Below are 15,024 nucleotides of genomic sequence, written 5' to 3' on the forward strand. Positions count from 1 at the left end.
ACAGGCTCCGCGGTCGGCTGGGCACCGGTGGGATGGGGACCGTCTTCCTGGGTGTAGACGACGACGGCCAGCCGGCCGCGGTGAAGGTCATCCGGTCCGACCTGCTCGACGAGCCGCAGTTCCGCGAACGCTTCCGCCGGGAGGTCACGGCCGCCCGGCGGGTCCGCGGCACCCGCGTCGCCCAGGTACTCGACGCCGATCCGGATGCGGACGAGCCGTGGATGGCCACCGAGTACGTCGAGGGCGTCAGCCTGCTCGCCGCGGTAGGCCGGCACGGCCCGCTGCGCGGGGCGAACCTGACCGCGCTGGCCACCGGGCTCGCCGAGGGCCTGGTCGCCGTGCACGCGGCCGGCGTCGTGCACCGCGACCTCAAGCCGGCGAACATCCTGCTCACCTGGGAAGGCCCGAAGATCATCGACTTCGGGCTCGCCAGGGCCGACGACCTCACCGCCAACACCAGCGGCGACAGCGTGATCGGCACCGTGGCGTGGATGGCGCCCGAGCAGCTCAACGGCGACGCGGCCACGACCGCGACCGACATCTTCAACTGGGGCATGTGCGTCGCGTTCGCCGCCCGCGGCCGCCACCCGTTCGAGGCGCAGACCCCGGCCGCCACCGCGATGCGGATCCTGTCCACCCAGCCGGGCCTGGACGGCGTGCCGGCCGACCTGCTGCCGATGGTCACTGCCGCCCTGGAACGCGGCCCCGGCCGACGGCCCGGCGCCATCAGGCTCCTCGCCACCATCACCGACCAGCCACATGCCAGCCCGGCCGGGGCGGGCGGGCCCCGGCGGCCGGCCGCGGGCCGGGTCTCTCCAGTCGCGGTGCCGACGGGGAGCGCGCAGGCCGGCCCCGCCGATGCGGCGGACGCTGCCAGCGCCACTGGTGCTGGCCAGGCGGCTGGTACCGGCGGTACGGCTGGTACGGCGGTCTCCGGCGGGTCAACCGCGCCGGTCGCGAGGGCCATGAGCACGGCGGACGTCGGCACGGCCGACGTCGGCACGGCCGCGCTGGTCGCAGTCGCGGACAGGGACGACGAGGCCCCTGGCCCTCGCCGGCCGGCCGGCGAGCCGGCGGCGGCTGGGCGGGGCGGCGAGCACGACCTCGTCCCGCTGAACGGCCCGACCGAGGACGGGCCGGGCGCCGTCGGGCCGGGCGCCACCGGGCGCCACCGGCCCCGCCGCCGGCGACGGCTGCTGGTCCTGATGGCGCTGCTCGTGGTCCTGCTGCTGGCCGGCGCCGCACTCGTCCACTCCCTGCTGCGCGGCACCGACCGGGGCGACACCGCGGGCGGCTCGTCCCACCCGGCTGGCGCCGACGCCCGCGCCGGGGACGACGAGGGCCAGGCGACCGACGGCGCTGGCGCTGGCGCGATGCCCGGGGCCGGGAAGGGGGCGGGAGCTGGGGCCGGCAACCAGACCGGGGGGCCGTCCGCCTCGGCAGGGCCGGGCGTCACCGTCTCCGGCTCGGCCGTTCCCGCGACGGCCGGGCCGTCGGCCGGCCCCGCCGCGACGACGTTGCCGCGCGCCACCACCAGCGGGCGACCGCTCGACGAGGCCGCGGCCAGCAGGACCACGGTTCTGGGCGCCGACGGCGCCGCGGTGCCGGCCTACCGGGGCCCGTCGACGGGCGGGCTGTTCGGCGGGCAGCGCGGCACCGTGCCCAGCGGCTCGCCCGTCGACGTCTACTGCGGCCTGTACGCCCAGCAGGTCAGCGCGGCCGAGAGCACGTCGCGGCTGTGGGTCTACACCGACTCCGGCTGGATCCCGGCCGGCTACATCCAGACCGGCAGCGCCGAGCCCGTCAGCCCGCCGGCCTGCGTCGGGACCGTCAGCTCGCCCAAGCTGGGGTCGGGCGCCCCGCAGCCGGACACCGGGCCTTTCCCGCTCACCCAGGAGGTGTCTGTGCTGGGGGTCGTCGGGCAGCTGGTGTCCGGTCTGACCGGGGCGCTGCTGGGCCAGGCCGACCCGGTCGGCAGGCTGCTCGGCGGCGACCTCGTCGTGCTGCGCTGCCAGGCCCGCGCGGCGGACACGGGCGAGGTCTGGGACCAGCTGGTCTCCGGCGGCTGGATCCAGCATGCCTACGTCTACAGCGGCACCTCCGGGTCCCCGGCCCCCGCCTGCTGACCGCCCGGAACCCGCCTCGCCACCCAGCCGCTCAGCCACCCGGCCGCGCGCCTTGTCTGATGGTCGCGTCTCGCCACCCGGCTCTGGGGAGTGGCGTGTTGGCCCAGGTCGGCAGGCCAGTCGGAGTGACCGTCACGGTGACTTCGGCCCTTGATCGGAACTACCGGGCCGAGGCAGGGTAGAGGGCCGGAAGGATGGGGACGGAACACGGTATGCCGTCGCCGGAAGCTTCGCGCCAGGCCTGGAGCTCCCGGCAGGCCTCGCGGATCGGGCCCGCCGATCCGCGCCGGCAACCCCGGGAACGCCGAAACCTGGGAGGCCTGGGTCCGTGAGGCCTGGGTCCGTGTCGATGGCGGCGCTGCTCCGGTCCGGGCCGGGGGCGTGTTTCGGTTGGCGGCGGCGGGACGAGGAGACGACCATGGTCACGCAAAGCACGACGTTCTCGGTCGAGCAGGTGCACGCGGCCGTCGAGGCCGCGGGCCTGGCGCCGTCGATCCACAACACCCAGCCCTGGAGGTGGCGGTTCCGCGACGAGACGCTGGCGCTGTCCGCCGACCTCTCCCGGGCCGTGCCGGTCGTCGACCCGGACCACCGCCAGCTGCTGGTCAGCTGCGGCGCGGCGCTGCTGAACGGCTGGCTCGCGCTGCGAGCCGCTGGCCTGGACGTCGAGGTAGGTGAGTTCCCCGACGGTCCCGATCTCAGCACCGGGCGGCTGGCCACACTGATGATCATCGGTCACCGCCCGCCGACCGAGGACGAGTCCCGGCTCGCCGAGGCCATCTCCCGCCGGCACACCGACCGCCGCCCGTTCACCCCGGCGGCGCTGCCCGCCGACGAGATGCGCAAGCTGCGCCGGGCGGCCGAGGCGGAGGGCTGCTGGCTCGCGTCGCTGACCGGCGAGGACGCCCGCCTCGAGCTGTCGGTGCTGCTGGCCAGGGCCGACTGGATCGAGCGCAACGACCCGGACTACCAGGCCGAGCTCGCCTCCTGGGTCCGCGACGACGCCGAGGCCACCGACGGCATCCCACGCCCGGCGGCGCTGTCGAGCGCCGAGCAGCGGCCCACCGAGTTCACGACGCGCGACTTCACCGGCGGCACGGGCGAAATCGGCGTCACCGACGAGTCACGCGACGCCGACGGCACCGGCGGCGAGCCTGCCAGCGCCGACGAGGCCGGGGAACGAGTACGGACCGCCCGGGTCGAGCACCCCGGCGTGCTGGTGCTCGGTACCGACGCGGACGGCCCGGCGGACCGGCTGCGCGCCGGCCGCGCCCTCGGCCGGGTGCTCCTGACAGCCACCGCGGAAGGCCTCGCGACGTCCCCCCTCGGCCAGGCCGTCGACATCGAGGCGACCCGCGCGCTGGTCCGCTCGGCGACCGGCGGCACCGGCCACACCCAGATGATCATGCGCGTCGGCTACCCCGACACATCCGCTCCCCCGCACACGCCGACCAGACGCCGCCCCGTGTCAGACGTCCTCGAGCACCTCTCCGGCACCTGAGAGCTGGGCCCATGACGGCCGCCGCGGCGGCCCGCGGCCTCCAAGGCATTTCCTGTGGATCTCGCGGGGGCGGCTGTCGGTGGCCCGGACGCCAGCTCCCATCCTGGGCTGACCCCGTATCAGCTCGCGGTGTGGGAGGTCATCACGGCGGCCGGTGACGGCGCGGCGGGTGCCCGGATGGTCGGCCTGGTGATGCGGCTACGGCCCGAGGAAGTCATGCACCTGGCGGACATGCCGCGCGTGCGGCGGCCGGCGCGCTGCTCCTGCCGGATCTGACGCCTCCCGGTCCCACGGCGGCCGGTAGTCCTCTCGCGGGGGCTGCCGGCCGTCGCCGTGTCTCGGGCTCGGCCCCGCGTCCCACATGCGGCAGGGGACACGACGGCACAGGCAGCGTGCACAGTGCATCACGTAGCCACAGTGCTGGACTTGCAAGCGGATCGCTCGCAAAAGCGACGGTCAAGCGGCGGCTTCCGGTCCATGTGAGCACCGGCGCCTGGCGGGCCGGGTGTGGCCAGGGGCGGGTTCGGGCCACACCCGGTCCAGCGGCGGCCGTAGTGCGGAGGCGAGCCGGCGGGGTGGTCAGGCAAGCCGATGGCCGGTTGCGCCGCGGCCGCGGGGAGCGCGGAGGTCTTGCCGCGGAAGGCGGCACTTGGTCCCGGTTGACAGTCCATCTAGCTAGCATCTTAAAGTGCTAGGCACATAGATGAATGGAGCAACTCGGGATGATCGAGTTCCACCTGGACGACCGATCCGGGGTCTCGCCGTACCTGCAGCTGGTCCGCCAGGTGCGGCAGGCCCTGCGGCTGGGCCTGCTGCGCGAGGGTGACCAGCTCCCGACGGTCAAGGAGGTGGTGGCGGGGCTGGCGATCAACCCCAACACGGTGCTCAAGGCCTACCGGGAGCTCGAGCACGAGGGCCTGGTCGCCGCCCGGCCGGGGGTGGGGACGTTCGTGACCGCGACGCTCGCCGACGCCTCGCTCGCCGCGCACGGCCCGCTGCGTCAGGAGCTGCGACGGTGGCTGGCCAAGGCCCGCAGAGCCGGTCTCGACGAGGAGAGCATCGAGGCACTGTTCATGACGACCTTTCGGACCGCCGCTCAGGAGGAAATAGCGTGACCGCCGTTTTGCAGGCCCAGGACCTGGGCAAGCGGTACGGCCGGCGCTGGGCGTTGACCGACTGCACCCTCGACATCCCGGCCGGGCACGTCGTGGGACTGGTCGGCCCCAACGGAGCTGGCAAGACCACGCTGCTCAACCTGGCCAGCGGCCAGATCGCACCGACCTCGGGCAGCATCACGGTGCTCGGCGGCCGCCCCCCAGCCAGCCCGGCGCAGCTGGCCACGGTCGGCTACGTCGCCCAGGACACCCCGACCTACGCCGGGCTGAGCATCGCCGACCACCTGAAGCTGGGCGCCCGGCTCAACCCCGGGTGGGACGATGCGCTGGCGCGGGAACGGATCAGTCGGCTCGGTCTTGATCCCGCCAGGCGGGCGGGAAAGCTGTCGGGCGGGCAGCGCGCCCAGCTCGCCCTCACCCTGGGCATCGCCAAACGGCCCGAGCTGCTGATCCTGGACGAGCCGGTCGCCGCGCTCGACCCGCTCGCCCGCCGCGAGTTCCTGCAGGGCCTGATGGAGGCCGCCGCCGAGCACGAGCTCAGCGTGGTGCTGTCCTCCCACCTGGTCTCCGACCTGGAACGGGTCTGCGACTACCTGATCGTGCTCGTCGACTCCCGCGTCCGCTTGTCGGGAGAGGTCGACCAACTGCTGGCCACCCACCACCGGCTCACCGGCCCGCGACGCGACCCCGACCGGCTCCCCGCGGACCAGCAGGTCATCTCCGCAAGCCACACCGACCGGCAGACCACGCTCATCATCCGCACCGACACCCCGATCCACGACCCCGCCTGGACCGTCAGCCAGCTCGGCCTGGAAGACCTCGTCCTGGCCTATATGAGCCAGCCCGCGGCGGCCGGCCGCCGACCCGCCCTGGAGGTACAGCGATGATGTGGCTGACCTGGCGTCAGTTCCGTGCCGGGGCCGCGATGATGTCCGCCGCGCTCGCCGTGCTCGCCCTCATCCTTGCCCTGACCGGCCCGGGTCTGGCCGATGACTACTCCACCGGGATCGCGGCCTGCGCCACCCAGAGCGGCGGCTGCTCGAACTTCGTCCAGCAGTTCCGCCACGACAACCAGGGCTTCTTCCTCGGTCTCACCGCCGTCGTGCTGCTCCTGCCCGCCGTTGTCGGGCTCTTCTGGGGAGCGCCGCTGATCGCCCGTGAGCTCGAGGCCGGCACGCACCGGCTGGTGTGGAACCAGACGATCACCCGCACCCGCTGGCTGGCCGTCAAACTCGGGCTCACCGGCCTGGCCGCCGTGACCGCCGCGGGACTGGCCAGCCTTGCGGTGACCTGGTGGTCCAGCCCTATCGACAAGGCCGCCGCCTTTGAATTCCCGCGGCTGGGGCCGGTGCTGTTCGACGCACGAGGCATCGTCCCCATCGGCTACTCGGCCTTCGCCTTCGCCCTCGGCGTGACTGTCGGGATGCTGGTCCGCCGCACCCTTCCCGCCATGGCCATCACCCTGGCCGTCTTCGTCGCCGTCCAGATCGCCATGCCGCTGGTGGTCCGGCCGCACCTGCTCCCCCCGACCCGCTCCACCCTCGAGATCACAGACTCGAACCTGGACGGAATTTCGGCACCGCGGGACGGCGGACCGATAAGGGCGGTCCTGCAGACGCCGGAGCTCCCGGGTGCCTGGGTGCTGTCCAGTCGGGGCGTCGACGCCTCGGGGCAAACCGTCCGCGAGATCCTCCTGTCCTCCTCAGGGGCCTGCGCGCCGCCCCGGCAAGGTCGCCCCGAGGATGGGCTTTCGGCGTGCTTCGCCGAGATGAAGCAGCTCGGTTACCGGCAGCAGGTGACCTACCAGCCCGCCAGCCGTTTCTGGCCCTTCCAGTGGTACGAGACCGGGATCTACACCGCCCTCGCCCTCGGCCTCGCAGGCTTCTGCTTCTGGTGGATCCGGCGCCGCCTGTCCTGACCGACCCGAACCGCAGAGGTGCGCACTAATTTGAGCCAAGTCAGGACACGACGGTACAGGCAGCGTGCACAGTGCATCACGTAGCCACAACGTCTGACTGATCTTGATTTGGACGGTGCCAGCGACGGTGAGCATTCGCTGGAGTGGCGTTAGCAGTACGACCAGCCGGTCCAGCGGGTCACGGTGACCACGATGGCCGGGCCCGCGGGCGGGTGATCGCGGTACTGGTGGTAACGCTCGGCGAGCGCGCGGGCCGCCACCTCGTGCGCGGGATCGGGCGGTTCGGCGACGCGGGCCACCCCGTCGGCGCGTGCCCACCACAGCCGGCTCCAGTCGTCGTCGTACTCGTCGGCGAGCAGGCTGACGCGCCCGTCGCGGGCGATGTCGTCCAGCCGGCGTAGCCGGGTTGTCCGCTTCGGCTTGTGGTCGACGGCGGTGACGACCGTCCCGAGGTCACCCGTCACGGAACGGAGGCCAGGCGCGGCGGAACCGTCACCTGTCGGCGGACTGGCAAGCACGGCGAACGTCACCGGGACAAGTCGGGGGGTGCCGTCGGCGGCGATGGTGGCCAGCCGGGCGACTCTGGCCGCGGCGAACCGTGCCCACGCCTCGTCCTCGGAGAGGTTCACGACCCTCCCCCGCTCATCCTCGGCCAGAACCGACGCCATCTTCACACGTCCTCGCCATTCCACCTGCTCGGCGATCGCGCCCCCACCGAGCGTTGATCGCCGTCTGTGCCCTCCCGTGGCCGCGATCCGGCCCCGTCGGCGCCAGCGCAGGGCTAAAACGGCGATCGGCACCCAACAGGCGCTACGCGGGCGGCTTTCGCCAAAAGTTACCGGTCGGTATACTTACCGGGCGGTATCAGTTCCGACCGACCGAAACCGGCTGGGGGATCGATCGAGATGACTGGCTTCAGCCTCGACCTCTCCGACGAGCAGCGCGAGCTGCGCGACTGGGTGCGCGGATTCGCCGCGGACGTGGTACGGCCGGCAGCGTCCGAATGGGACGAACGCGAGGAAACCCCCTGGCCCGTCATCCAGGAGGCCGCCAAGATCGGCCTCTACGGCTTCGAGTCGACCGCGACGATGTTCGCCGACGAGACCGGCCTGTCGTTGCCGGTGGTCTGCGAGGAGCTGTTCTGGGGCGATGCCGGGATCGGCATGGCGTTGATGGGCACCGGTCTCGCCGCCGCCGCCATCTCGTCGACCGGTTCCCTGGAGCAGTTGCTCGAATGGGCGCCGCAGTGCTACGGCGACGCCGCCGACCCGAAGCTCGGCGCGTTCTGCGTCTCGGAGCCGGCCGCGGGCTCCGATGTCTCCTCGCTGCGCACCCGCGCCCGCTACGACGAGGCCACGGACGAGTGGGTGATCAACGGCCAGAAGGCCTGGATCACCAACGGCGGCATCGCGAACATCCACGTCGTCGTCGCCTCCGTCGACCCGGCACTGAAGGCCCGCGGCCAGGCCACCTTCGTCATCCCACCGAACACCCCCGGCCTCGAGGCCAACAAGAAGATCAAGAAGCTCGGCCTGCGCGCCTCGCACACCGCAGACGTCTTCCTCGACGACGTGCGGGTCCCCGGCAGCTGCCTGCTCGGCGGCAAGGAGAAGCTCGACGCCCGGCTCGCCGGGGCTCGGGAGGGCACCAGCTCCAAGGGCCAGGCCGCGATGGCGACGTTCGAGCGGACCAGGCCGACCGTCGGCGCCCAGGCGATCGGCATCGCCCGCGCCGCCTACGAGTACGCCCTGGACTACGCCAAGACCCGGGAGGCGTTCGGCCGCCCGATCATCGAGAACCAGGCGATCGCCTTCGCCCTGGCCGACATGCGCATGGAGATTGACGCCGCCCGGCTGCTGATCTGGCGGGCCGCCTGGATGGGAAAGCAGGGCAGGACGTTCGAGGCCGGCGAGGGTTCGATGTCGAAGCTCAAGGCCGGCGAGGTCGCCGTCGCGGTCACCGAGAAGGCCGTCCAGATCCTCGGCGGCGCCGGCTACAGCCGCGACCACCCCGTAGAGCGCATGTACCGCGACTCCAAGATTTATACGATCTTCGAGGGGACGAGTGAGATCCAGCGTCTGGTGATCGCCCGCGCCATCTCTGGCGTGCACATTCGCTGAGCCGCAGTTAGCGGGCACTCGCCGCGGCGACGACCAGTTCAAGATCCTGTGCACACATTGTGCACGAGGATCTTGAACGGTCTGCGGGCATGATCCGACAGAGGGCAGCCGCGGATCCCGTGGCCAACAGCGCCGAACGGCCGTCGGCCTTCGAGCCCGCATCACGCGAAGGTCGCTGCTGCTCGGCGGCGGGCGTGTGCCGTACCGCCTACGAGGTCAAGAGTCCGATCCCCCGCATGCTCGACCGCCTCATTCAGGGCTGCCCGAGTCGCCGGTCACCAACCGGCGGGATGATCACCCGGGCATGTCGAGGCTTCCCCGGAGCCGCGTGCCCGACCCTGCGCCGCGTGGACACCCTCGCCGACGACGTGGCGGCCCTCGCGCGGGCACTCGCGGCCAGTACGTCCGGTACCGGACCCCCGATGTCGCTGACGATGTCGGTTGCGGTGCCGGGCGAGGTGTCTCGCCATTGGCGAGACAGTCGCGTTGCAACCCAAGCAGGTGCCTCAAAGCCCGGGGGGATTCAACCCATTCCTACATGATCGGTCCATGTGAGGTTTTCGACCTCGCGCTCCTGGCTGGCGAGACCGGGGCACGCCGATGACCCGCACCCATACGACGGTTGTCCCAGCCCGGTCTCGGGAACGGTCATGGTCCTGACCCGCGCGGGTGCGGTGGTGCGCCCATGGCTGTGCGCTGGCGCTTCGCTACGTTCCCTACATGAGCTATGACATCGTCTTCCTGCGACGGGAGCCTGGCCAGTCGTGGGAAGACGCGATCAACATGCTCGAGGGCCAGGACGACGCGCCCACAAATCTTGCACGTCCGCCGGACTGGGATCAGGTGGTCGCGGGCGTACGCACGCTGCTCGGCGAGGTGTCGGTCCTGGCGAGTCCCCCGGCATGGGAGATCTACCACGAGCCGACCGGCATCCAGGTGAGCTGCTTCTCCGGCGAGTGGTCCATCACCGTGCCGTACTGGAGCGTGGGACACGCCGCCAGCAAGATCGCCGGAGACCTGCGTGGTCTCTCCGCCATCGTCCACGCCTCGATCGGACTCGACCCCTACGACCCGCAGGTCGGCGACGCCGTCCTGTCCGATCTCTGGACACCGGAGCGGGCCGCCCTGGTCTTCGACCAGGTCGCCGAGAGCTTCAAGAAGCAAGGCATCACACGCGGTTGAGGTCGTCACCGTCGCCCGGCACCGGATCCACGAAAGCCGCGGCGTCGCTCGCCGAGGCCCGTCCACGCGGACCGGCTCCAGACAGATCTGGCCCCTGCGGCTGGTGCGGGAAGGACGCCGGTGCCACCGGGACTGATCTTTGCGTTGCACTCGATCGGAGTCGCCGCTGGTCTGGACGAGTACCAGGAGATCGAGAACCTGCTGGGCGGATCCTTCCAGCGGCTGTCAGAGCTACGAAGCGACCCGGATATCGAGCACGACGTGTCGGAACTCGCCGGACCGGAGCTCGGAACGTGGCTGGCAAGCCTTCCGGTAGACCGAGACGTCGACGTACGTGTCGCCTGGCTCGCTGACCGGATCGGCGCACGGATGACGTGGTCGACCTTCGTCGACCACGTGTCCGACCTCTGGTACCCGTCGATGGACGACGTCGTGATCCTCGCCGACGCGAACCGACTCCTCGTCCTCGACCACGAGGAGCGTCTCACACTGTCGCGCCTGGCCTTCCCGTCCCACCGACCAGAAACCACGGCTGCCCCACAGGCTGCGCCATAAGAAGCCCGGCGTACGCACACGCCCTCGGGTCGACCGTCGAGACGGAAGCTCCGCCCGCAAAAACCGCAACCAGCACTCCACAATCCATACCGCACAGACCCGAAGAACCGCCGGGCAGCACACCGAGCCGTCCCTCGATCAGCACCGACAGCCCTCCCCCACCCCGCCCAAGGCACGAAACTCCCCCAACAGCCGTCCGAGCACACGCACCCAACGGCCATCAGCATAGAATACTTCGTCCGCGACGCAAAACCGCAGGTCATGCCCCCGCCCGCCAGTTGCGCGCAACACATTCATAAATTCTTTAGCCGCCCGATTACAAGACGGCCATTTGGGTGTTTCCCCGTGACCGTTCATGCTGCCTCGTGCGCGTTCGTCCACGTGACGGTCGATTTTGCTGTCATCTAAGGTTCCGGAATGCCGCATCGTGCCGCGCCGTCCGTACACACAATGAGCACACATCGGCCCGACGGCGGCAGTTCCCTAGGCCGCGGTGCCCGCCGCAGACACCGCCCATCGCGGTTGCAGCGCGTAGCCGTCCCGAACTTGCCCGCGGCGCAGCTCAGGTGTTCCGCGCCGGCACGTCAGACGGTCAATACGGCGGCGCTGCGGCCCGTCCCCGCGCTCCAGCTGGACGGCTCGGCGGCCTCTTCTGGCAGGTGGCCGACCCGACGTCGGCGAGGCTCGGCCTGATCGCCCGGGACGCGCTCGACCTCGTCACCTCGCCGGCCATCGAGCGGGTGCATGAGTGCGCCGCCGAGGACTGCCGTGCGCTGTTCCTGGACAGCTCCCGCCCCGGGACCCGACGCTGGTGCTCGATGAACATCTGTGAGAACAGGGCCAAGAAGGAGAATCTGCGTGGCAGGGTAACGGGCCGTGCCGCATCCTGACGTGGATTTCTTCCCGGGCCATGACGGCGCGCGCCTGGCCTATCGGGAGCTGGGCGTGGGCAGACCGCTGGTCCTGCTCCACGGGGTGGCGGGGGACGCGACGTTGTGGCTCCGCTACGGCCTGGCCGAGGCGGTCGCGGCCGCCGGACACCGTGTGATCATGCCGGACTTCCGCGGCCACGGCAGGAGCGCGAAGCCCTAGGACGCCGCCGCCTGTCCCCGCGACGTCCTAACCGATGACGGCTTCGCTCTCGTGGAACACCTGGGACTAGACGACTACGACCTCGGGGGATATTCGCTGGGCGCACGCATCGTGGTCAGGATGCTGGTGCGCGGCGCGCGGCCGGGACGAGCCGTGATCGGCGGCCAGGGGCTGCGTGAAGTGCTCGGGGTCGGCGGCGGTGCGGGAGCCCACCTCCGGCGCGTCGTCGCCGGGTGGGGAGTGTCCAAGCCGGGCTCGCAACAGGAGCAGGCCGAGCAGTGGCTCCATTCGAGTGGCGTGGACCCGGCCGCGCTGCTGCAGGTACTCGACTCGATCGTCGCGACGCCGGTCGAGGCGGTCAGGCACATGAAGGTTCCGACGCTGGTCGCGGTAGGGAGCGACGACGAGCGTGCCGCTTCGGTCGACCAGTTGGTCGCCGTGTTGCCACGCGGTATCCGGGCCGTGGTGCCCGGAGATCACGGGACGGCGCCCGCCGCACCGGAGTTCGGCGCGGCGATCGTGGACTTCCTCGGCTGGCGTGACGCTGGACGCGCCCTCGCGCGTCCTACGCGTGGGGCGACGGGCCGGGTTGCGAGCCCGGGGAGATGTCCGTGCCGAGCCATACGATGCCGTCGTGAATCGGACCGATCGTCTCTACGCGTTGGTCGAGGAGCTCCGGGCGAGTGCGCCCGGAGTCGGTAGTTGATCGCCATGGCGATGTCGGTCCAGTAGGCCCGGGCCATCATCGGCGACGGCCCGAGCCCGGCGGGCGGATCGTGACTGCGCCGTCGAGAGCCCGTACGAGCGGCCCGTGCATCACGGCAACATCGGGCAGGGCGGTGTCCAGATGGCGGGACAGCAGGCTCGCAGGGTCATCCACCTGGGCGGCGAGCGTGACCGGCTGCCCGCCCCAGCCCGCCGCTGTGCTGCCGAACGTTGTTCGATGATGTTCGGAAGGGAAGCGGCCCTCACGGCTGCTGGCTGACAGGTCGGCGACCATGACCTTGGCATCGGCGTTCGCTGGCCCGGTGTTCGCGCTGGCCAGCGCGAACCTGCGGCTACGGGCCTGCGCGCGGCGGGACCAGGAGCAGCGGAAGCTTGTGTTCGATCTCGCGGCTGGCCTGCGTGCGGGTGTCGGCGCTGCTCGGCGGGCCCGGTCGGCGTCGTGACGGGGTGCGCGGGTGGTCGGGCGCCTGGTGGTTGTCCCGGTCAGGCGTCGCGGGAGACACGCCAGGCGCCGAGGGTGAGGAAGACCAGGAGGTAGAGGGCGAGGTCGAGGTAGGCCAGGCCGAGTGAGGGCTGTTCCTCGGTCCGTTGCCGGCGACTTTCCGCCGCGCGCGTCGGCGATGGGACACGGCCTACTTGAGCGGGACTCTGTCGCCCCAGCCCACGGGCCGGTTCCGGTTGCCCGGCCTGCTTGCGGCCAGCCGTCTCTACAGCGCACAGGACGCCTACAGTGAGGAGTTCGGGTTCCTGCGCATCCCGGTCACCAACTCCTACCCGGTGATCGTGCGCGCCGACGCCCTAGTCGACGTGGCCACGGTCTACACGATGATCGGCACCTGGTTGACTTCGTAGAACACCCTGGCCTCGCGCCGACCCGCGGGTGGGGAGGTCTGCCGGTCAGGTTTCTTCCGTGAGGCTCGTGCGGCTGGCGTCTATGTCGTAGGCGCGTCCGACGGGGCGGTGTTGCTGATCGGCTGCGATCGTGGCCAACAGTGTCAGTGCTTCGGCGGAGCGGCTACCCGGTTCAGCTTGATAGACCGTCAGCATCTGGCGGTCGGCGCCGGCGAGGTGGAACTTGTCGTAGTGCAGTTCCAGCTCACCGACCTGAGGGTGTTGCATTCGGTGGACACCGGTGCCGACGTGGGGTTTGACGTCGTGACGTGCCCACAGTCGACGAAAGTCAGCGCTCTTGAGGGAGAGCTCGCCGATGAGGTCGGTGAGCTGCGGGTCATCGACGTCGGGGCCGACCGAGGCCCGCAGGGCGGAGACCACGTTCTCCAGCCTGATTTCGGGGTCGCAGAAGAGGTCGCTCACCGCGGAGTCGAGGAATGCCGCGCGGAGGATGTTGTGGCCGGGTGTGTACATCGGCGATAGAGCCGTCATCAGCGGGTTCGCCGCCAACACGTCCAGGAAGCGGCCCTGGACGAAGGCGGGGTTGGCGGGCCAGGAGTTGAGCAGTTGTCGCACGCTGGGACTGACTTGTTCGGATCGGCGGGCCCGTCGCCGACGGGCGGTGGTCGGGGTGGCCAGCTCGTGCAGGTGGGCGGTGGCGTCGGTGTCCAGGCGCAGCGCGCGGGCGATCGCGTCGAGGACCTGCGCGGACGGGTGGTGATCGCTGCCCTGTTCCAGTCGGGTGTAGTACTCGGTGCTGATGCCGGCCAGCAGAGCGAGCTCGTCACGGCGGAGGCCGGCAACGCGGCGCCGCCCGCTGTCGGGGATGCCGACCTCGTCCGGTCGGACCAGTTCCCGGCGGGCCCGCAGGTACTCACCGATGCTGTTCACGCTCACACCACGACGGTAGGCCCGCGCGCACGTCCTAGCCTGCCCCCAGCGGGGCACCCCTCGACGGGAGTATGGCTACCCCCGCTGAACCAGGCCGATGCTGCCGGATGAGAAGGCGAACCGCCTCCATTCGACAGGGAGACAACTCATGGCACAGCGCGCATGGTTCATCACGGGCGTCAACAGCGGATTCGGCCGCGAGATGACCGAACAGCTACTCGAGTGTGGCGACCGGGTAGCCGGAACGGTCCGCAACCTCGGCTCGGTGCGCGACCTCACGGACAAGTACGGCGACCGTTTCTGGTCCGCCCACCTGGACGTCACGGACACCTCCGAGATTCGCACGGTCGTCGACGCGGCATTCAGCGCCTTCGGCACGATCGACGTCGTCATCAACAACGCGGGCTATGGCCTGTTTGGGGCGGCCGAGGAGTTCACTGACGAGCAGGTCGTCCACGAGATCGGCACCAACCTGCTGGGCTCAATCCAGGTCGTGCGCAGCGCACTGCCGCACCTTCGCGCGCAGCAGCACGCCCGTATCATCCAGATCTCCACGTTCGGCGGGCAGGCCGCCCTTCCCGGCGGGTCGATGTATCACGCCAGCAAGTGGGGCATCGAGGGTTTCAGCGAGGCACTGATGGCCGAGCTGGCCCCCTTCAACATCGGCGTCACCATCATCGAGCCGGGCGGCGCCCGCACCGGCTTCCGACACGGCAGTGCCCAGCTCGCCCCGGCGCTGGACGCCTACGCCGGCACACCAGCCGCGTTCGTCCGCGGCATGCTCGCCGATCAAACCCATCTATCTCCGGGGGACCCGGCCAAGATGGCGACGATCATCATCGGCAGCGTGGACACGACTCCGGCACCCAGGCGGATCGTGTTGGGCAGCGACTCCTACCAGATCATT

At 71.0% G+C, this 15,024-nt stretch carries 18 protein-coding genes; 14 read left to right on the top strand and 4 right to left on the bottom strand.

What is annotated here, in order from left to right:
• From QOZ89_RS45485 to QOZ89_RS45510, 6 genes are all read left to right on the top strand, one after another.
• On the top strand, nucleotides 1-2,126 hold a 2,126-nt coding region (locus QOZ89_RS45485; RefSeq protein ID WP_312630248.1), incomplete at its 5' end, for a serine/threonine-protein kinase.
• A gap of 418 nt (nucleotides 2,127-2,544) precedes the next feature.
• Nucleotides 2,545-3,627, top strand: coding sequence for an Acg family FMN-binding oxidoreductase (locus QOZ89_RS45490; protein WP_312630249.1), 1,083 nt, complete (start codon nucleotides 2,545-2,547; stop codon nucleotides 3,625-3,627).
• 54 nt (nucleotides 3,628-3,681) lie between these two features.
• Nucleotides 3,682-3,903, top strand: coding sequence for a hypothetical protein (locus QOZ89_RS45495; RefSeq protein ID WP_312630250.1), 222 nt, complete (start codon nucleotides 3,682-3,684; stop codon nucleotides 3,901-3,903).
• A 446-nt stretch (nucleotides 3,904-4,349) separates the two neighbouring features.
• Complete coding sequence (locus QOZ89_RS45500) at nucleotides 4,350-4,742, top strand: GntR family transcriptional regulator (protein ID WP_312630251.1); 393 nt, start codon at nucleotides 4,350-4,352, stop codon at nucleotides 4,740-4,742.
• Entirely contained in the window at nucleotides 4,739-5,629 is an 891-nt protein-coding gene (locus QOZ89_RS45505; RefSeq protein WP_312630252.1) for an ABC transporter ATP-binding protein, read from the top strand. The genes QOZ89_RS45500 and QOZ89_RS45505 overlap by 4 nt, the downstream gene beginning before the upstream one ends.
• On the top strand, nucleotides 5,626-6,660 hold the full coding sequence (locus tag QOZ89_RS45510; protein ID WP_312630253.1) for an ABC-2 membrane transporter-related protein: 1,035 nt from the start codon (nucleotides 5,626-5,628) through the stop codon (nucleotides 6,658-6,660). The genes QOZ89_RS45505 and QOZ89_RS45510 overlap by 4 nt, the downstream gene beginning before the upstream one ends.
• Before the next feature lie 149 nt (nucleotides 6,661-6,809).
• Here the strand turns inward: QOZ89_RS45510 and QOZ89_RS45515 are convergent, their stop codons facing one another.
• Nucleotides 6,810-7,328: a TIGR03668 family PPOX class F420-dependent oxidoreductase gene (locus QOZ89_RS45515; RefSeq protein WP_312630254.1), complete on the bottom strand. Its 519-nt coding sequence runs from the start codon at nucleotides 7,326-7,328 to the stop codon at nucleotides 6,810-6,812.
• A 237-nt stretch (nucleotides 7,329-7,565) separates the two neighbouring features.
• Between QOZ89_RS45515 and QOZ89_RS45520 the strand changes: the two genes are divergently transcribed.
• From QOZ89_RS45520 to QOZ89_RS45540, 5 genes are all read left to right on the top strand, one after another.
• Entirely contained in the window at nucleotides 7,566-8,780 is a 1,215-nt protein-coding gene (locus QOZ89_RS45520; protein ID WP_071048012.1) for an acyl-CoA dehydrogenase family protein, read from the top strand.
• A gap of 720 nt (nucleotides 8,781-9,500) precedes the next feature.
• On the top strand, nucleotides 9,501-9,962 hold the full coding sequence (locus QOZ89_RS45525; RefSeq protein ID WP_312630255.1) for a hypothetical protein: 462 nt from the start codon (nucleotides 9,501-9,503) through the stop codon (nucleotides 9,960-9,962).
• Between the two features lie 120 nt (nucleotides 9,963-10,082).
• A complete protein-coding gene (locus QOZ89_RS45530; RefSeq protein ID WP_312630256.1) occupies nucleotides 10,083-10,517 on the top strand; it encodes a hypothetical protein in 435 nt (144 codons plus the stop codon).
• A gap of 659 nt (nucleotides 10,518-11,176) precedes the next feature.
• A complete protein-coding gene (locus tag QOZ89_RS45535; protein WP_312630257.1) occupies nucleotides 11,177-11,407 on the top strand; it encodes a CGNR zinc finger domain-containing protein in 231 nt (76 codons plus the stop codon).
• Complete coding sequence (locus QOZ89_RS45540) at nucleotides 11,394-11,609, top strand: alpha/beta fold hydrolase (protein ID WP_312630258.1); 216 nt, start codon at nucleotides 11,394-11,396, stop codon at nucleotides 11,607-11,609. Before QOZ89_RS45535 ends, QOZ89_RS45540 begins: the two co-directional genes overlap by 14 nt.
• 66 nt (nucleotides 11,610-11,675) lie before the next feature.
• Here QOZ89_RS45540 and QOZ89_RS45545 read toward each other — a convergent pair whose 3' ends face one another.
• The gene (locus QOZ89_RS45545; protein WP_312630259.1) at nucleotides 11,676-12,089 is read right to left on the bottom strand and encodes a hypothetical protein; all 414 of its coding nucleotides are present in this window, start codon (nucleotides 12,087-12,089) and stop codon (nucleotides 11,676-11,678) included.
• 262 nt (nucleotides 12,090-12,351) lie between these two features.
• Complete coding sequence (locus tag QOZ89_RS45550) at nucleotides 12,352-12,609, bottom strand: hypothetical protein (RefSeq protein ID WP_312630260.1); 258 nt, start codon at nucleotides 12,607-12,609, stop codon at nucleotides 12,352-12,354.
• Between QOZ89_RS45550 and QOZ89_RS45555 the strand changes: the two genes are divergently transcribed.
• Both QOZ89_RS45555 and QOZ89_RS45560 read left to right on the top strand, forming a co-directional pair.
• Entirely contained in the window at nucleotides 12,608-12,778 is a 171-nt protein-coding gene (locus QOZ89_RS45555; RefSeq protein WP_312630261.1) for a hypothetical protein, read from the top strand. The genes QOZ89_RS45550 and QOZ89_RS45555 overlap by 2 nt on opposite strands.
• A gap of 193 nt (nucleotides 12,779-12,971) precedes the next feature.
• The gene (locus tag QOZ89_RS45560; protein ID WP_312630262.1) at nucleotides 12,972-13,187 is read left to right on the top strand and encodes a hypothetical protein; all 216 of its coding nucleotides are present in this window, start codon (nucleotides 12,972-12,974) and stop codon (nucleotides 13,185-13,187) included.
• Between the two features lie 45 nt (nucleotides 13,188-13,232).
• On the opposite strand, the gene QOZ89_RS45565 is transcribed toward QOZ89_RS45560, so the two are convergent.
• On the bottom strand, nucleotides 13,233-14,117 hold the full coding sequence (locus QOZ89_RS45565) for a helix-turn-helix domain-containing protein (protein WP_312630263.1): 885 nt from the start codon (nucleotides 14,115-14,117) through the stop codon (nucleotides 13,233-13,235).
• A 148-nt stretch (nucleotides 14,118-14,265) separates the two neighbouring features.
• On the opposite strand from QOZ89_RS45565, the gene QOZ89_RS45570 reads away from it, so the two are divergent.
• Nucleotides 14,266-15,024, top strand: a 759-nt coding sequence (locus tag QOZ89_RS45570) for an SDR family oxidoreductase (protein WP_312628508.1), incomplete at its 3' end; no start/stop codon positions are given.

It is taken from the genome of Pseudofrankia coriaricola, from assembly GCF_032027725.1.
Classification (GTDB): Bacteria; Actinomycetota; Actinomycetes; order Frankiales; family Frankiaceae; genus Pseudofrankia.